Origin of the sequence: Sulfitobacter sp. SK012 (assembly GCF_003352085.1) — a bacterium.
Lineage (GTDB): Bacteria > Pseudomonadota > Alphaproteobacteria > Rhodobacterales > Rhodobacteraceae > Sulfitobacter.
Genome location: NZ_CP025805.1, coordinates 140,580 through 158,632, shown reverse-complemented (window position 1 = coordinate 158,632; position 18,053 = coordinate 140,580). Strand labels below are relative to the sequence as shown.

The window sequence follows — 18,053 nt, the reverse complement described above, 5'->3', positions numbered from 1 at the left end:
GATATGAGATGATCATTAAGATATTGGGATCCGGATGTAAGAAATGCCTGGCCTTGGAGGCAAATGCTAGGGCGGCCCTGCAATCCAGCGCTATCAATGCCGATGTCGAAAAAGTCACGGATTTTGTCGCCATTGCCAGCTACGGCATCATGTCCACACCCGGTCTCGTTATCGACGAGAAAGTCGTCTCAACCGGGCGCGTGCTAAGTGCTTCAGAAATTGGCGCGCTCCTTAAGGTACCTTAGCCAATTCTCTCAGACGTTGGACGGCCGCGCGTCCTGAGCGGGTGGCGGCGGATTGGCTGTTCCCAAATGCGAGCATGTTCGCGACCGACCCATTTGCTGAGGGCGGCGGGGAGAGAAGGATGACACCGTCTTCAGATGTCGCATGATGATACAATCCCCTGTCCAACGCCTTGACAGCCTGAGATACTGTGACTTTGCTTCCTGAAAGCGGATATTGGGTAACCATAATCCCCACTGCGTCCCGATCCGGTGCGATTGCATGCAAGATCGCCAGTGGGATCGATACACCACTCCACCGGCCATTGCATTCGATCCAATGGATTGTGTTTGGGTCCGCACGGTGATTGCATATGACGGCATCAAAGCTACATCGACCATAATAGCCCAGATGCTGCAAAACCGCTGCAATCTTCACTGATTGGGCGACAAGGTCACGCTGCACAGAGTCCGGCAAGGCTGACCTTACGGCCCCGACGAATGCGGCAGCATCGCCAAATACCTGTTGCTCGAACACGCCGTGAGAGATTGGCGGCCCTTCGGCCACGTGCGGAATCCATAATTGCACGGAAGGGGTGCAGGTCACATCGGTGTCCCAAACCCCGACAAGGATCGGATAACTGTCGGCCCATCCGGTCGCGTGCAACTGATCTTGCAAGACTGAGCTGATCTGGGCAGGGGACTTGCCGTTCAGATAAGCGGCTTCGAACCGGATATTTCCGGCCGAACCGGCGCTGTCGGGAACCTTTACGACTACTGGTTCAGATGATTTTCCGAAACGCGCGACGAGAGCGGCAGCCGCGTCGGGCCCATAGGCGGACATTGTTGGTGGAACAGCATCGTTGCCGATCACTTGGCGGGCCAGTCGAGTGAACCAAAGTTTGTCATTTACGCGCCGTGCGACGCGCGGGGATGGACCGCTGACACGGATCATGCATTTAGCCGCTTCTCCAATTGCCTGAGCCAAACGCCATGTGTTCCCGGTAGTCAGATAAGAGTTAACTGTCAGGCCGCCGGCGTTTTGCGCAACTTTGATGAGCTTTTCGAGCAACGCGGGTGCATTATAGGCTTGCTTCGAAACCGGGTCTGCATCTGCGTTGCCAGAAGACAAAAAGGTGACATCAGAAAACCCGCGATACTCAGCCAGATAGGCCTCAAATTTGGTGTCTCTTTGGCGCACCAGAACAACATCACCGGGCTTTGCCAGATGCGCCATTCGGTGGTCGAGATGCGAGGACCGTGCATTGCGCATAAGGCTGATCTCTGATTGGTCGCCAATCAGCAATGATGGGCCAGTTCCAGTGCCCTGAGACACCCATGGCCCGAAATCGAGTGATGACAACAACGCGGGTTCGTCTGCAACAAGGCGTTCAATGAGTTTGGCGGCATCAGACATACGGATTTTCCAGCATTGGATTTATCCGGCAAAAATTACACCGAAGATTGCTGGCAAAATTGATCAATGTCAGGCGCTGTTTGAGTAGCATGGTACTCTATGCCTGTCCTTGAACAGGAGAGATGAGATGTGTCGCCTTTACGCAATGCATGCCAATGAGCCGACGCGCGTTGAATGCGGCTTGGTCAAGGCCCAAAACGCCCTGATGGAGCAAAGCAAGGGGGACATGCAGGGCTATGCGCATGGTCACGGATGGGGCGTTGCTGACTACGCGGATGGTGTGCCGCTAGTTGAAAAACAGACCTGGGCCGCGTTCCACGGGGAGCATTTTGCCCGCAACGCGGCACGGATTTATGCACGCACCGTTGTTGCTCACGTGCGTCGGGCGACAGTTGGTGGAACCAGCATCGAAAACACACACCCTTTCCATCATGGCAAATGGATATTCGCCCATAACGGCACAGTGCCAAATTTCGAGCGTGTCCGCCCTGTCATTCTTGACCATATGGACCCGCTGCACCGCACCGAGATTATGGGCACAACCGATAGCGAACATGTTTTCCGCTATCTGATGAGCCTGTTCTTGCGCCACCCCGAACGCGGTTTGAGAGAGACGGTTCGCTTAGGTCTGGAGCGGATCATCGCGTGGTCCAATGAAATTGATCCGCAGGCCCGCATCGGTCTGAATATTGTGCTGACGGATGGTGAGCACGTGATCGGCTCACGGTACAATCGGTCGCTGCATTACCTGGTGCGCGACCACGTGTTTTCCTGCCCCATCTGCGGCAAGCCGCACGTGCACCACGCAGCCAGCACTGCCTACCAAGCAGTTGAGATTGCATCTGAGCCCATCACGGTTGGCGAGGATTGGTACGAGATACCGGACCATACGATTTATAGTATAGCCGAGGATTTCCGGCTCGATATGGAGCCATTGGGGCGTGGTCACGTGGGAGCTGCGTAAGGGGAGATGTCGTGAAGAAACGAGATACTATAATGCTGCCTGCTGGTGAGGTCCCGGGGTCTGCGCCGAAACCGCGGGATGTACCTTTGCCGTGGCAGTCGCCAAAGTCTGCCAAGGAAGACAGAGACGCCCCCATGCGGCTCGCTGCGATCTTGAAAAGCCAAGCGTATCTGCAAGCCGACGAAGACGTTGCCTTTCTTAGGTCCGATGAGATGCGCGGCGCGCGTCTTCAACTTGATTTCATGAAGGCTGAACAAGGGCTCGTGGATCATGAGGTGAAGCATACGATAGTTGTATTTGGCAGCACCCGTCTTCCGGAGCCGACCGCTGCCCGCGCGCGTGCGGAACAGGGGCGTATTCACTTGGATGCTGACCCCCAAGACCCTGCGTTGCAACAGCAATCGAAGATAGCGGAACGCGTTCTGAAGCGAAGCCTGTACTATACAATAGCGCAGGAATTCGGCGACGCTATCGGCCGTATGACAGAAGTCCGTGACGGCGGACGGATCGCCCTGATGACAGGTGGTGGTCCGGGTATCATGGAGGCGGCGAACCGTGGTGCATTTCATGCCGGGGCAAAGTCGATTGGCCTGAATATAACGTTGCCGTTCGAACAGTATCCCAATCCGTATCTGACGCCGGGGCTCTGCTTCCGCTTTCACTACTTCGCCCTGCGGAAGATGCATTTTCTGAACCGCGCTCGTGCTCTTGTGGCTTTTCCGGGTGGCTATGGCACAATGGACGAGGTGTTTGAGACACTCACGCTGGTGCAAACCCGCAAAATCGAGCCTTTACCGATTATTCTAGTCGGGCACGAGTTTTGGGCACGTGCCATAGATTTTCCATTTCTCGTTGAAGAAGGGGTCATCGATCCGGAAGACGCCGACCTATTCTGCTTTGCCGAAACTTCCGACCAGATTCTGAAAATTATCGCTGACTGGTACGCGCAGGCGGGCCAGCCACTCATTGAAAAACCCGAAAATCTCTAGCTGTAAAGCGGGCATCACAAAACTTCAAAGGAGCCGACCTTATGAGACTTTCATTCCATGGCGCTGCGCAAAACGTAACTGGTTCCTGCCATTTACTTGAGGCGGGAGGTTTGCGAATTTTGATTGATTGCGGAATGTTCCAGGGCGCAAGACATGCGGATGAAGAGAACTCGGGCGATTTCGGGTTTGAACCGTCAGAAATTGACTATCTGCTCTTGACCCATGCGCATCTTGACCATTGCGGCCGCATTCCATTGCTGGTCAAGCGTGGTTTTGCCGGAAAGATTATCACAACGGCTGCGACGCGCGAACTCACCAAGCTGATCTTGATAGACTCTGCCCATATTCAAGAAGAGGACGCCCTGCGCGCCTCTCGTCATAAGCGGCGCGGCGGCCACAAAGATATAAGACCGCTTTACGATCATGTCGATGTGCTGTTCGCCTTAGATTTCTTCGGGCCAAACGTCAGCTATGATGAAGATGTTGCTTTCAACGATGCTGTGACAGTCCGCTTTATCAATGCCGGCCATATCTTAGGATCCGCTTCAGTTGTTGTGGAAGTGATTGAACAAGAAAAGACAAAGCGGATTGTGTTTTCAGGTGATTTGGGCAGTCCGGGCCATGCGATTTTGTCCAATTCAACTCTACCACCGGAGTGTGATTATGTTGTCATGGAAACGACCTATGGCGGCAGGATGCACAAGGATCGTGAAACCTCAAATGCCGAACTTACCGAAGTGATCGCCGAAACAGTTGCGCGAGGTGGCAATGTAGTAATTCCGACCTTCGCGATGGAACGCACCCAGGAAATCCTGTTTACCCTGAAAAATGCGATTAAGAGCAAAGATTTACCCGGGTCGCTGGCAATCTTTTTGGATAGCCCGATGGCGATTTCGGCAACCGAGATTTTTCGGCGTCACGCTGATGGCTTCAGTCCTGAAGTCCGCGATGTCATGTTGGCCGGACAACACCCTTTTCATCCGCCTGGGCTGCGCTTTACTCGCCAAGTGGACGATTCGAGGGCGATCAATCGCATAAGGGGTGGTGCAGTCATTCTGGCGGGGTCAGGCATGTGCACAGGCGGGCGCGTGCGCCATCACTTGAGGCACAATATTTGGCGCCCCGATTGCAGTATTGTTTTTGTTGGATTTGCTGCTGAGGGAACGCTTGCACGGCAGATTGTTGACGGGGCAAAGCATATCCGGATTTCTGGCGAGGACATTCAAGTCAAAGCTGACATTCACACGATAAATGGGTTTTCTGCGCACGCCGATCAACGAGAACTTTTGTACTGGGTGTCTCATACAGGCAAGCCCAAAACGATTTTCCTCGTTCATGGGGACTATGATAGAGGTATGTCCGAGATGAAAAAGGAGTTGGAGAAAAAGGGCTTGGCCGTTGAATGCCCGACGTTGCATTCCGCGGTTGATCTGGAGTGACATTCTGTGTCGAAAAACGGGCTTTGTTGGAGTGTCTTCACTTCAGGCAGGCAGATGGCGCTGTGGGCTTACATAGTGAAGTGGCATTCCATTCAGTTTTGTCATTGCTATGGGAATGCCAAATTAGTTCATGTGAGTTTGCTGAAGCGGCTTGCAGGGAAGGGAAAAAATGATCCAAATTGAACACAGTCAAAGTGGTGATATCATTACTCTACGTGCGTCGGGGACGCTTACCAAGGCAGACTACGATGCAGCCTTACCTGAAATTGAGAATGCGATGACCTTGGCAAAGGGGCCGCTGCACATGCTGATCCGTTTGGAAGACTTTCATGGTTGGGAAATTGACGCATTGTGGAAAGATCTCACATTTGATCTGAAGCATCGCGGTGAATTTGGGTCTATCGCCGTCGTTGGTGATACAAAACTTGAAGAGTGGGGTGTCTGGCTGTCTTCGTTTTTTGCTAAGTCTGAGGTGCGTTATTTCAGCTTTGAAGCTGAAGATGATGCGCGCAGCTGGCTTGAGAAGACATAGTATTAGGACCCAAATCCGATAACTGCCTTTATTGCGATCGAGTGGAACTCTCGATTGCGAATATCTATTTGGTTCCGGACGCCATGCTGAACGGGCTGGCGAGCTACAATCTGGTGAGCTTTCTGCGAAACCTTTTCGTCTTGTGAAGCGCTATTGAATCGTTGTCGGCCGCACCAAAGCTTAGGCCTTCCGGGCGATCAGATAGTCTGTCAAAGCATTAAAGCTTTGCATCTTGGGATAATCCGCCTCGGGCATATCGAGGTTAAACCGTTTGCCAAGGGCCGTCACGAGGGTCAGAAAATCCATCGAATCGATGTCGAATTCTTCACGCAGGTCTCCTGCCAGATCTATGTCCGCAAGGCTTACATCCGGAGCAATCCGATGCAGCTCTTCTTCCAGTGCGGTTGAAACATCCTGATCAATCATAGTGCTTCCGGTGTGTTCAGCTTCTCTGCAATTGCTTTTAGAAACAATGCGCCACGTCGTCCATCACTTGCGCGGTGGTCAGCGGCGAGCGTGATATCGGCGACCAAGCGTGGGACAACTTGCCCTTCATATACCCACGGCCGCAGAGATGGCGTGCCAATGCCGACGATCGCAACCTGTGGCGGGTAGATGACACCGTATAACTGGTCGACACCTCTGTCTCCTAGGCTGGTCAGCGTGATTGTTGCATTTGACAACTCGCGAGACCTGAATCGCCCTGCACGAACCCGAGTGACGAGATCACGCATGTTGCGCATCAATTCATCAAGTTTCAGTGAGGCGACATCCAGAAGTGCTGGGGCAACCAATCCGCCGCCACGCATGCTTATAGCCAGTCCTGGATGGATGGCTTTACTCGGATTGAAGCTGTTGTTTTCGTAGTGGCCGTTCATTTCTGGCACTTTTATGACAGCAAGTGCAATTGCTTTCAAAAAGAGAGCACCGAGCAGAAGTCGGTCGTCGGGAGCTCGGTCTGAATTGGTCTTGGCAACGAAAGCGTCAGCATTGGTCAGGTCTGCCTGATGGGACAGGTAATAGTGTGGGATTTCTCGCTTTGAGCGCGACATAGCGGCAGCAATTGCACCGCGCATATCAGGCAGGGGATCGGCGCGGGGCGTTTCAACCAAAGCCGAAATGTCTTCGCGGGTAATTGTCGTTCCGCTTTTCCGGGCTCCGAGGGAGCTCAGATCGAACCCGGCTTGTGCCGCCCTGCGGCGTGCTGCCGGGGTTATGCGCTCGCGTGTTTGGCCAACGGTGGCTATGTTGGTTATTGTGTCTTCGGGCCACTCTATCTCTGGCTCAGGCAAATCAGGCATGGGAAATTCAGGGCCCGCGGGCTGCGGTGAAGGGTCCTGTGGGGCCGGGTCTTCTGGCAGGTCGGGGGCAGGATGAGGGTCATGTGGCTGTGGGACCTCTGGTTTGCCGGGCGTGGGTGCCTCCGGCTGGCCCGCTGGCCCTGAAAGCACCTGTTCATCCGCCGCCCTAATGTTCGCAAGCGGTGTGCCGACCGGCACTTCTGAACCGATGTCCACAAGCCACTTCTCAAGAATACCGTCCTGAAAGGCTTCGATCTCAATGACGCCTTTCTGTGTCTCGACAGCGGCGACTACTTCCCCGTGTTTCACTGTGTCACCGGATGATTTCAGCTGTTCCACCAAGGTTCCTGCATCCATATCTGCACCAAGTGAGGGCATGAGAAAAGCGCTCATGGCTTGGCCTGCATGAGCGTTTTGACTGCAGCCACGATCTTTGAAACTTGCGGTATCGCCGCTTGTTCCAGATGCTGTGCAAAAGGGATTGGAACCTCTTCGCTGCAAACGCGCGCTAAGGGGGCATCAAGTTCAAAGAATGCTTCTTCTGCCAGCCGCATTCCAATTTCTGCGGACAGGCTCCCACTTTTCCATCCTTCATCGACCATTAGCGCACGTCGGGTTTTGGTAACCGACGCAATCACGGTTTCCATATCCAGAGGGCGCAGACTGCGCAGGTCGATGACTTCGGCCGATATCCCTTCCGCTTCCAGTTGCACGGCGGCCTCCAGCGTTTTAAAAAGTGATCCGCCGTACGTGATCAGCGAAACATCTTTCCCGGCACGCCGTACTGCGGCGCGGTCAATATCAACTGGCCCGGCATTGTCACCAATGTCACCTTCGCGGTTGTAGAGCATGACATTCTCGAAAATGAGGACGGGGTCGGGATCTTCCAGCGCGGTCCACAACATGCCGCGCGCGTCTTCCATTGTGGCTGGGGTCAGCACGCGCAGGCCTGGAATATGGGCGTACCACCCCTCAAGCGAATGAGAGTGCTGGGCCGCGAGTTGCTTGCCTGCACCGGTTGCCATCCGGATCACAACTGGAACTCCGAACTGATTGTTGGACATGTGCCGTATCGTTGCTGCGGTGTTCAGAATCTGATCCAAAGCCAGAAGTGAGAAATTCACGGTCATGACTTCGACAAGCGGGCGCATGCCGGCGATCGCGGCCCCGATCCCAGCCCCGGTAAATCCGGATTCAGACAAGGGCGTGTCGCGGATACGATCAGGGCCGAACTGATCCAGCAGACCCTTGCTGACAGCATAGCACCCACCATAATGGCCCACATCTTCTCCCATCAGGAATACACGAGGATCGCGCGACATTGCGTCAACAATGCCAGCTTTCACAGCGTCTCGGTAAGTGGTCTTGACGGATTTTGTGGGCGGAACGGGAACAGGCCGGGCAGGGCGATCAGGTGACATTACAAACTGGGTGAGGGTCTCCACAGGTTCATCACTTCCAGCTTCGGCAAAGGCAACAGCCTCCGTGATCTCCTCGTCCACTTCAACAATAATTTTCGAAACCTCGTCCGCGTGCAGCAGGCCGCTTTCCTGCAACCAGGTCTGAAAGCGCAAGATGGGACCTTTCTCACGCCATTCGGCGACCTCCTCTTTTGATCGATAGAGCTGTGCGTCAAACATTGAATGGGCACGAAACCGATAGGTGCGGCACTCAAGGAAATAGGGCTGGCCGGTGTTCTCGATATGCTTGAGTGCTCGTCGTGCAGCACCTTCAACAGCGACAACATCCATCCCATCTACGCTTTCGCTTTCAATCCCATAGCAGGCCGCTTTTGCGCTGATGTCGGTTTGGGATTCCGATAGCTGCAAAGCCGTTCCCATGGCATAGCCGTTGTTTTCGCAGACAAAAAGAACGGGCAATTTCCAGAGCGCCGCGAGGTTCAGACTTTCATGAAACTCGCCTTCTGCGACGGCACCCTCGCCGCAAAAGCAGGCCGTCACAGTGTCACCTTTGTTCAAACGATCGGCCAGCCCCAGACCGACGGCCATTGGAAGTCCGCCACCTACAATTGCATTGCCACCGTAAAATCGGTGATCGCTGCTGAACAAATGCATCGAGCCACCACGTCCGCCCGTGCAGCCCTCGGCCTTACCGTACATTTCTGCCAGCACGCGCCCCATTGGGATACCTCTCGCCAGCGCATGTCCGTGTTCGCGGTAGGTAGCCACAACGCGGTCCTTATCGGTGAGTAAAGGAATGATGCCTGTGGCTATGGCCTCTTCGCCATCATAGAGGTGCAGAAAGCCGCGGATCTTCTGTTGCGTGTATAACTCAGCGCATTTGTCTTCGAACCGTCTGATGCGGATCATACCCTTGAGCAGGTTGCGCACATGCGCATGGTCCAGACGCGGTTTGAGTGTAGTCACGGTCATCGCTCATCACTTTCCAATGTAGAAATATCACCCTCGGGCAGCCCTAGTTCACGGGTCTTGAGCAATCGGCGCATGATCTTGCCGCTGCGCGTCTTAGGCAGGTTCTCTCGAAAAACAATTTCCTTTGGCGCAACTGCCGGACCCAGTTTTTTACGGGCGTGGCCAATCAACTCGAGTAGCAATGCGTCGCTGGCCTCAAAACCAGGCTTGAGGGCAACGTAGGCCTTAACCCGCTCGCCGGCAGTGTCGTCCGGGATGCCAATGACACCCACCTCAGCGACAGCTTCATGCTCCATCAACGCGCTTTCGACCTCGAATGGGCCGATGAGATGACCGGAACTTTTGATTAGATCATTGCTGCGGCCAACGAACCAGAAATACCCGTCTGCGTCCCGCATCGCCAGATCACCACTGAGATACCAGCCGTCCAGGAAGCATTTGCGATAGCGCGCGTCCTCGTGCAGATAACCGCGCATCATTGAGGGCCATCCGGGACGCAAGGCCAACTCGCCAATGGCCATCGGTTTCGTCAGCTCGGTTGCCCCATCTTTGCTGATCTCGACAATACCAGCCTCGATACCGGGAATTGGCTTGCCCATCGAACCGGGCCTGACCGCCATAGACGCAAAGTTTGCAATCATGATGCCACCGGTTTCAGTCTGCCACCAGTTGTCATGAAACGGCATACCAAAGACGTCGTTCCCCCAGACGACAGCCTCGGGATTCAGCGGCTCGCCGACACTTGCCATAAACCGCAGGGCTGTAAAATCATGGCCCTTGGCAGCCTTGCCGCCGGCCTTCATCAGCATTCGGATGGCGGTGGGCGCCGTATACCAGACGTTTATGGCCTCATTTGCAAGAATCTCATACCAACGCGCGACGTCAAACTCGCCTTCATCGACGATCATGGTGACGCGATTGGTCAGCGGTGCGATGATGCCGTAGGATGTCCCCGTGACCCATCCGGGATCCGCAGTACACCAGTAGCTGTCGCCGGGTTTCAGATCCAGCGCGAGCCTGCCGGTGATATGGTGTGCGACCACTGCTTCATGCACATGAACAACACCCTTGGGTTTGCCGGTTGTACCTGATGTGAAGTGCAACAGTGCGGTATCTTCGGGCTTCATACGTTCAGTTTGGAACATTTCAGACGCTTCAGCCATCAGCGGCGGTAACGGATCACCCCCCTCAACATCACCATCGGTAAGCAATACAGTGCGCAGTTCCGGCAACCTGTCGCGCAAGTCACTGATTTTGCGTTTGTACAGCCGGGTGGTCGTGACCAGCGCGTTTGCTCCGCCGATTTCCATCCGCGCGTGAATGGGCTCAGGGCCAAAAGCAGAAAACAGGGGGCAAAATATGCACCCGGCTTTCAAGCTGCCAAGGGCAGCAATGTAAAGTTCAGGGGTGCGTCCGAGAAGGGAATAGACGCGCGCGCCTTTCTCTAGGCCGCAGTTATGCAGAACATTGGCAAAACGGTTGGTGAGGAGAGACAGTTCCGCATATGTGATGTCAGTGCGTTCACCGGATTTGGCGATCCACCGCAATGCGATCTGCGGGCCGTGGCCCGTCAGCACATGCCGCTCGATGGCCTCATACGCAATATTGATGCCGCCACCCGGCAGACCATCAATTAACTTGCGCGCAGCATCCCATGAAAAATCAGCATATTCAGTATCATATTCACGCAGATTCGCCGCATCGGCAGCTGCGCTTGTTTTGAAGATTGGATCAGATTGCATTTATCTTGGCGTCCTTCGGTAACCCGCCTGCATCGACGCTATGCACTTTTCCGAAATTCAATATGACCAAGATCAATTTCCAGCGCGGCACTCTGTGATAGCTGGGGCAAAACTGATCGCACTTGCCTCTCTGGATTGATTGCGTTGCGCAATCGGTTCAGTACCGTGCAGTGCAATATAGGCGGGTAACATTGCTGTTCAAATTTTACCGCAACCTGGCGATTTTCCATCCGTCTGGTGATACAAATAGCTGGCCTTCGAGCTAGAATCCGTGAGGGTCATCGTTGGCTGGTTTTCAAACTGTAGATACCGAAGACGCACTTGATATGAAACAACACAAACATTGCTATGGCACCATGTTTCACGACAGCCTGCGTTTTTCAGTCAATGACAAAATGCAGGGAAAAGTATTTTCTTTTTTTAATTGGATAGCGCGGGGCTGGGACGTTCAAAAAGGAGCATACAAACCAATATCGAAGAATGGGATGACTGCGTTGAATGCTCTGAGTTTGAGCATTGCTAAAAGCTGTGCATGGCCAAGTTGGAATTGGAGACTGCAATCTCACATAGCTGATCGAATAAGACGTCAAATTCCGTGAAGCGCTATCCAGACGGTTTTTGGATCAAGGCCACCTGATGTTGAGGAGGGAAAAATGCAGACCAAAGCACTCCTGCGCAATGACACCCGCGATGATACAACAGGCTGTTGCCCCCGGTTCAAACCGGCAGGTTAAGACAATCAGAAGCTGCACTTCTAGGGCAAAGAATTTGTGCGTGCCACCACGCGCAGTGCAATGCATGTACCTTGGAATATGGGTCAGGTCTTCACCCGCGTACAGCAACATATCGAAGAGGCGGATGCCGCGGACCCCACAACTTGACGATGCCCATGAAACCTCTAAATGAAGAGCGTGCCCTGTGCGCTTGGTAAATCTTACGCAGTTACTGGGCCAGAACACACCTCTTCTATTTGCCAGATCCGCCCGCGGGCGAGCACGCTGCAATCAGGCTTAAACCTCCACCCTACATCGCACCTCGACCTTTAAGGCGGATCGATCAGACGGGTTCGGACTTGCTTTGTTTCATTGCCCGCTTCGTCGTTTCAATGGATTCCTCCACCGCTTCGACTTCGTTTTGCACCAGCGCGCCGATGCAGTTTGTCATCATTTCGGTGCAGGCTTGCGCTTCTTCGGTAAGTCGCTTCATTGCATGGGTTTGCCATTGCGTCATCACCTTGATTGCGGCGGCGGGATCTTTCGTGACCTCCTCGGTCATTTCCTTGCTGGCATCACGTGCCGCCTGTGTCGCAGCGTGGTGCCGCTTGAACCAATCGGTTGAGAACTTCTCAAATTCCGTCAGAAAGCGATCCTGCGCCTGCCAGTAATGCGTGGTCTGCGTTGCCATCACCGGCCCGGTGGCGAGGGCGGCTTGAGCGGATTTCATCATCGTCTGAAGTGCATCTGTGCTGCCTTGGAAGTCTGCCATAATATGGTCCTCTTGATTGGGGTGATGGTTGGTCTTGTTGACGGAGGTGGTGTGTGTTCGAGCAGATATGGATAGGGCGCGACCGAGCTTTGCGTCTGGTCTCTAATTCTATCCTGTCCAGTTTGACCGCCATTGATTTGGGTCAATTACCGCGCTGATAGTTGCCCTGTTGCCGTTTAGGGGAGCGCAAGAAAGGAACGGCAGGCACTTGCAACGACGGCTTCTTCATTCGTTGGCAAGGTTAAAACCCGAACAGAGGAATGCTGGGCACTTATCTCGACTGCGTTTTCGGCGTTTGCGTCTGGATTCAGCGTGACCCCAAGCCATGTGAGCCTGTCGCAGATCTTTTTGCGTACATCCGGTGCATTCTCGCCGATCCCCGCCGTGAACACCAAAACATCAAGCCCCCCGACCGCAGGTACCAGCCCCGCCAGGACACTGGCCGCGCGGTAGCAATATAGATCGACGGCTTCCTGCGCATGCGGATCGTCGCTTTGCAATAGCACCTGCATGTTGTTGCTGATCCCCGAGACGCCCAGAAGCCCAGACTGGCGGTAGAGCAGATCCTCGACCTCGGCGGCATTCATGCCTTTTGCCTGCATCAGATACAGAACCACACCAGGATCCAGCGTGCCGCACCTGCGGCCCATCATCAGGCCGTCAAGTGCGGTAAAGCCCATGCTGGTGGCGGCGCTTTTGCTGTCCTTCATGGCGCACATACTGGACCCATTGCCCAAGTGTGCAACAATCACCCGTCCGTTCGCAAGCGGGCCAAGGTGGTCAGGCAAGACACCTGCAATATATTGATAGGATAGGCCGTGGAACCCGTAGCGGATAATCCCCTCATCGCTCAAGACGCGGGGCAGGGCAAACAATTCTGCGAGCCTCTCGCGGCCAGAATGAAAGCTGGTGTCGAAACAGGCGATTTGTTGCAAGCCAGGTTGCCAGTTGGAAACCGCATGGATCGCGGCAAGGTTATGGGGTTGGTGTAAGGGTGCCAGAGGGGCCAGCACCTCCAGTGCTGCCAGAACTTCATCGGTGATGGGGGTCGGTTTCTGAAACTTTTGCCCGCCATGTACGACCCTGTGTCCCACCGCCAGAAGCGGTTGGGTGCCGAGATGTTCGCTCAGCCACGGCAGCAGCAACGCCATCAGTTGCTCATGATCGAGTGACGGATCAAGCGTGATGAGCAGGCCTTTATCTAGCGCGCGGCCCTCAGCGTCACGGGCCGCAAATGCGGGATCGCGGCCAATATCAGTGATTTTACCGCCGATTGTGGCCGTCTTAGGCGCGGTTACACTGGCATCAAAGACCGCAAATTTCAGGCTGGATGATCCCGCGTTGAGCGTCAGAATAACCCCGCTCATGAATGCGCGCCGCTGGCTTGATGGTGCACGAACAACTGCGCAATAGCCGCTGATGCCAGACGCGATATCAGGCCATCCGCGCGGCTGGTCAGCACGATGGGGACACGTGCGCCCAAAACGATGCCCGCAGCATCAGCGCCTGCGAGATAGATAAGTTGTTTCGCAATCATATTGCCCGCCTCCATATCCGGCACGATCAGGATGTCCGCATCGCCCGCGACGTCGGACAGAATACCCTTGGTCTGAGCCGCAGCTTTCGATACCGCATTGTCAAAGCCAAGAGGCCCGTCCAGCAGGCCACCTGTGATCTGGCCACGACTGGCCATCTTGCATAGAGCCGCCGCATCGAGCGTTGACGGAATTTTCGCGGTCACAGTCTCAACCGCCGACAGCAGTGCCACCTTGGGCAAAATGATGCCAAGGGCGTGGGCAAGGTCGATGGCGTTCTGGACGATATCGCATTTGGTTTGCAGGTCAGGAAAGATGTTAATCGCCGCATCACTGATCAGCAGCGGCTTGGGGTAGGTCGGAACGTCCAGCGCGAAAACATGGCTCATGCGGCGTTCTGTCCGAAGACCGGTCTGCTTGTTCACTACGGGGCCAAGCAACTCGTCGGTGTGAAGTTTGCCTTTCATCAGCATATGCACCTTGCCCGCCCGCGCCAGCGCGACGGCTTGTTCAGCGGCCGCATGGCTGTGGGGCACATCGACAATCTCGATGCCGGACAAATCACGCTCAATCTCTGCTGCTGCGGCTTCGATCTTGGCCTTTGGTCCAATAAGGATCGGGATAATCATGCCCTTGTCACCGGCCTCAAGTGCGCCCTGAAGCGACAGGGCGTCACATGGATGCACCACGGCTGTTGTCACAGGGTCCAGCGCCGTCGTGGCCTTGATCAAGGCATCGAACCGCGCGCCGCGCATGTGCAGATGCACATCTGGCAAGGTCGTGCGGGGCCGGCGCAGCTTTTCGGTGGGGGCCACGACTAGTGCCTGACCCTCAATGACGGTTTCGCCGCTTTGGTTGATGCACTGGCAGTCGAGTGTCACGTGATGGTGTTCCGCACTCAGGCCGGCCACCGTCACCCGCACCGTGACCGTGTCACCCAGACAAACGGCGTGGCGAAAGCTGAGGTTCTGGTTCAGATAGATCGTGCCGGGTCCGGGTAATTCGGTGCCAAGCACCGCAGAAATCAGCGCACCGCCCCACATGCCATGCGCGATGACTTTGTGGAACGTGTCTGACTTGGCAAAGTCTGCGTCCACATGGGCGGGGTTTACATCCCCTGACATGACGGCGAACAGTTCGATATCTTCTGATTTGAGCGTGCGTGTCAATTCGGCACTGTCACCCAATTTGAGTTCCGCAAAGGTCTTGTTTTCAATATATTGCATGCTTGGGTCCCGGTTGGGTGTTTGGACTTTGAGCGGAATGTGGGGGCCTAAGCAAGCACATGGTACCCGCCGTCAACGTAAGAGGTATTGCCCGTCACCTTGGCCGACAGTTCACTGACCAGACCGCCAGCCATGTTCCCCACATCTTCGATGCTGACAAGGCCGTGTTCAGGTGCGCGTTTGCGCGCGGCCTCCAACAGCTCGCCAAAGTGGTCGATACCCGAGCCCGCGCGCGTTAGCAGAGGTCCGGGTGAGATCGCGTTGACGCGGATTTGTTGCGGCCCCAACTCTGCCGCCAGATAGCGCACCGTGCCTTCCAGTGCGGATTTGACCGGCCCCATGATATTGTAGTTATCCACCACCTTGTCCGCACCGTAATAGCTCATCGTCAGAATGCTGCCGCCATCCTTCATCAAAGGCACTGCAAGGCGCGCCATGCGGATGAGTGCGTGCACCGAGACATCCATCGCCTGCGCAAACCCGGCTCTCGAGCACTGCGAAACGGGGCCATTTAGGTCTTCTTTCGGGCAAAATGCGATGGAATGCAGGAGAAAGCCCAGTTTGCCCCATCCGTTTTCAACGGCTTTGAACACAGCCTCCATCTCACCGTCACTCTCAACGTCAAGCGGCAGAAAAATAGGGGCGTCCAGCTTGGCCACCACGGGCGCGACGAACGGCTTTGATTTCTCATTCGCATAGGTCACGGCCAGCTCGGCACCAGCGGCATGAAATGCCATGGCGCAACCCGCTGCGATGGCATGCTCGTTTGCGATCCTGACAACAAGCCCACGTTTGCCTTTCAAGAGGTTCTCCAGCATTACTGGTTACTCCTGAAACACATAGGTGCCGGGCGCGTCGCAGATCGGCGCAAAGCCCTTTTCCTTCGCCCCAAGGGGAGGCGGTGCCACCGGTTTGCCAGACATATTGGCCAGCCAGTCAGTAAGGGCGGGCCACCACGATCCGTCAATGCTCTCAACCTCTGACACCCAGCGATCCGGGTCGATGTAGGCGTCGTCCTTGGCCTTGGTGCTGATGCGGTAATGCCGATGCGGATGGCCCGGCTCTGAGATGATCCCGGCATTGTGACCGCCGTTCGTCAACAGGAATGTCACGTCAGTGTCCGACAATAGCTTGAATTTATAGACCGAACGCCATGGTGCCACGTGATCGCGTTCCGTGCCAACAAGAAAGACCGGCGCACGGATATCCGAAATGGCGATGGGTTTGCCCCCAACAAGGTAGCGCCCTTCGGCCAGATCATTATTCAAGAACAGGCGGCGCAGGTACTCCGAATGCATCCGGTAGGGCATTCGCGTGCCGTCCGCGTTCCACGCCATCATATCATTCATGTCGGACGGCTCGCCCATCAGATAATCGTGGATGACACGTGACCAGATCAGATCGTTTGAGCGCAGTAATTGAAAGGCCCCAGACATCTGTTTAGTGTCCAGATAGCCTTTGTCCCACATCATATCGTCCAGATAGGCAAGCTGGCTTTCATTGATGAACAACATCAACTCGCCGGCTTCGGTAAAGTCGGTCTGGGTCGCAAGGAACGTCAGGCTTTGCAGCCGTTTGTCACGGTCACGGGCCATTGCCGCCGCGGCAATAGACAAAAGTGTGCCCCCCAGACAATAGCCTAGGGCGTGAATATTTGCGCCGTCGGTGGTGGCATCCACTGCATCAAGCGCGTCCATAACGCCAAGCGACAGATAATCGTCCATGCCAAGATCCCGGTCGCCCTCATCCGGGTTCTTCCATGAGATCATGAACACCGTGAACCCTTGCCCCGTCAGATGGCGGACTAGCGAGTTTTGCGCGCTGAGATCTAAGATGTAGTATTTCATGATCCATGCCGGCACGATCAAGATGGGTTCCGGGTGGACCTTTTCAGTGGTCGGCGTGTATTGGATTAATTCGATCAAGTGATTTCGATAGACGACCTTGCCGGGCGATGTGGCCATGTTCTTGCCCAACTCAAATGCGTCCAGCCCCGCTTGTTTCTTGCCCGAATTGGTGCGGGACGCATCCTCAATGAAGTTCTGCCAGCCACGTAGAAGGTTCATGCCTCCTTCGGAGAAGGTTCTCGCCAGCACCTCAGGGTTGGTCAGCGCGAAATTGGACGGAGAGAAGATGTCGAGCATCTGGCGCGCGGCGAAGGTCACTTCGTTTTCATGTTGCTGGGTGACGCCTGCAAGCCCGGTCGTCGCGTTGTGCCACAGTTGTTGGTTCAACAAGAACGCCTGCGACATCGCGTTGAAGGGCCATTTTTGCCATCTTTTCCCGCTGAACCGCTTGTCCTGCGGAAGAGGGTCAATGCAGGTTTCGGGCTTTTCGGGATTTTGCGAGCAAGCAGCCGCGAAATTGGCAAAGCGCGACGCCTTCCTCACTGCCTTTTCCGCCAGCTCCATCTGTTTGCCAGGGGCGGCTGACAGGTGCAGCAACCAATCTGCATAAGCCGCAGTAAGGGCGATGGGCGACAGGCCACCGGTCAATCTCGACTGAGCAGCCTTCAGGCCCTTGTCCAATGCTTGCTCCATGGTGGTATGCGTGTGGGGCAGGCGGTCTGTTTGCAGGATACCTGCAGGCGGTACGGTGTGACCATGAGCGGGTTCGCCCTTGTTTTTGTTTGCCGATGCTGGTGCGTCGCGAAGGGAAGTGACTTTGGTCATCTTTCGGATCCTAGCAAATTATTGAGAACCTGCCTGAGGGATAGAGGGAGAGGCTGGTTGTTGATTGATGTGCGTCAATTGGCGGGCGAGACGCGCTGTTAAATCGCCAACATTACGGAACGAAATCGAGTTTCCGC

At 55.1% G+C, this 18,053-nt stretch carries 16 protein-coding genes; 6 read left to right on the top strand and 10 right to left on the bottom strand.

All coding sequences use genetic code 11. The annotated features are described in order from the left end of the window. The first annotated feature begins 8 nt into the window (after positions 1–8). Complete coding sequence (locus C1J03_RS24060; protein WP_114889276.1) at positions 9–245, top strand: thioredoxin family protein; 237 nt, start codon at positions 9–11, stop codon at positions 243–245. Here C1J03_RS24060 and C1J03_RS24055 read toward each other — a convergent pair. After that, positions 232–1,638, bottom strand: coding sequence for a hypothetical protein (locus tag C1J03_RS24055; RefSeq protein ID WP_114889275.1), 1,407 nt, complete (start codon positions 1,636–1,638; stop codon positions 232–234). The two genes, C1J03_RS24060 and C1J03_RS24055, sit on opposite strands and share 14 nt — an antisense overlap. A gap of 127 nt (positions 1,639–1,765) precedes the next feature. Between C1J03_RS24055 and C1J03_RS24050 the strand changes: the two genes are divergently transcribed. The 4 genes from C1J03_RS24050 (at position 1,766) to C1J03_RS24035 (ending at position 5,562) form a co-directional block, all read left to right on the top strand. Continuing rightward, on the top strand, positions 1,766–2,602 hold the full coding sequence (locus tag C1J03_RS24050; RefSeq protein WP_114889274.1) for a class II glutamine amidotransferase: 837 nt from the start codon (positions 1,766–1,768) through the stop codon (positions 2,600–2,602). Between the two features lie 32 nt (positions 2,603–2,634). Continuing rightward, the gene (locus C1J03_RS24045; RefSeq protein ID WP_114889273.1) at positions 2,635–3,591 is read left to right on the top strand and encodes an LOG family protein; all 957 of its coding nucleotides are present in this window, start codon (positions 2,635–2,637) and stop codon (positions 3,589–3,591) included. 41 nt (positions 3,592–3,632) lie between these two features. Continuing rightward, positions 3,633–5,030: an MBL fold metallo-hydrolase gene (locus C1J03_RS24040; RefSeq protein WP_114889272.1), complete on the top strand. Its 1,398-nt coding sequence runs from the start codon at positions 3,633–3,635 to the stop codon at positions 5,028–5,030. Positions 5,031–5,199: 169 nt separating this feature from the next. Then, positions 5,200–5,562 (top strand): STAS/SEC14 domain-containing protein, encoded by a 363-nt coding sequence (locus C1J03_RS24035; RefSeq protein ID WP_114889271.1) that lies wholly within the window; start codon positions 5,200–5,202, stop codon positions 5,560–5,562. A 180-nt stretch (positions 5,563–5,742) separates the two neighbouring features. Here C1J03_RS24035 and C1J03_RS24030 read toward each other — a convergent pair whose 3' ends face one another. The 4 genes from C1J03_RS24030 to acsA are packed head-to-tail and all read right to left on the bottom strand — an operon-like array spanning position 5,743 to position 10,998. Continuing rightward, a complete protein-coding gene (locus C1J03_RS24030; RefSeq protein ID WP_114889270.1) occupies positions 5,743–5,988 on the bottom strand; it encodes an acyl carrier protein in 246 nt (81 codons plus the stop codon). Next, complete coding sequence (locus C1J03_RS24025; protein WP_114889269.1) at positions 5,985–7,256, bottom strand: dihydrolipoamide acetyltransferase family protein; 1,272 nt, start codon at positions 7,254–7,256, stop codon at positions 5,985–5,987. The genes C1J03_RS24030 and C1J03_RS24025 overlap by 4 nt, the downstream gene beginning before the upstream one ends. Then, positions 7,253–9,256 carry a pyruvate dehydrogenase (acetyl-transferring) E1 component subunit alpha gene (gene pdhA / locus C1J03_RS24020; RefSeq protein WP_114889268.1) on the bottom strand — a complete coding sequence of 668 codons (2,004 nt, stop codon included), beginning with the start codon at positions 9,254–9,256 and terminating at the stop codon, positions 7,253–7,255. The genes C1J03_RS24025 and pdhA overlap by 4 nt, the downstream gene beginning before the upstream one ends. Continuing rightward, on the bottom strand, positions 9,253–10,998 hold the full coding sequence (acsA, locus tag C1J03_RS24015) for an acetate--CoA ligase (protein ID WP_114889267.1): 1,746 nt from the start codon (positions 10,996–10,998) through the stop codon (positions 9,253–9,255). Before acsA ends, pdhA begins: the two co-directional genes overlap by 4 nt. 770 nt (positions 10,999–11,768) lie before the next feature. On the opposite strand from acsA, the gene C1J03_RS26150 reads away from it, so the two are divergent. Further along, complete coding sequence (locus tag C1J03_RS26150; protein ID WP_368073937.1) at positions 11,769–11,879, top strand: hydrolase; 111 nt, start codon at positions 11,769–11,771, stop codon at positions 11,877–11,879. Between the two features lie 175 nt (positions 11,880–12,054). On the opposite strand, the gene C1J03_RS24005 is transcribed toward C1J03_RS26150, so the two are convergent. The 5 genes from C1J03_RS24005 to C1J03_RS23985 form a co-directional block, all read right to left on the bottom strand. Then, positions 12,055–12,483: a hypothetical protein gene (locus C1J03_RS24005; RefSeq protein ID WP_114889266.1), complete on the bottom strand. Its 429-nt coding sequence runs from the start codon at positions 12,481–12,483 to the stop codon at positions 12,055–12,057. A 176-nt stretch (positions 12,484–12,659) separates the two neighbouring features. Then, positions 12,660–13,850, bottom strand: a complete 1,191-nt coding sequence (locus C1J03_RS24000) for an acetate/propionate family kinase (RefSeq protein WP_114889265.1) — start codon at positions 13,848–13,850, stop codon at positions 12,660–12,662. Beyond that, entirely contained in the window at positions 13,847–15,244 is a 1,398-nt protein-coding gene (locus tag C1J03_RS23995) for a bifunctional enoyl-CoA hydratase/phosphate acetyltransferase (protein WP_114889264.1), read from the bottom strand. Before C1J03_RS23995 ends, C1J03_RS24000 begins: the two co-directional genes overlap by 4 nt. A gap of 47 nt (positions 15,245–15,291) precedes the next feature. Then, positions 15,292–16,062 carry an enoyl-ACP reductase FabI gene (fabI, locus tag C1J03_RS23990; RefSeq protein ID WP_114889263.1) on the bottom strand — a complete coding sequence of 257 codons (771 nt, stop codon included), beginning with the start codon at positions 16,060–16,062 and terminating at the stop codon, positions 15,292–15,294. Between the two features lie 6 nt (positions 16,063–16,068). Further along, positions 16,069–17,916 carry a PHA/PHB synthase family protein gene (locus C1J03_RS23985; RefSeq protein WP_114889262.1) on the bottom strand — a complete coding sequence of 616 codons (1,848 nt, stop codon included), beginning with the start codon at positions 17,914–17,916 and terminating at the stop codon, positions 16,069–16,071. Positions 17,917–18,053: the final 137 nt, after the last annotated feature.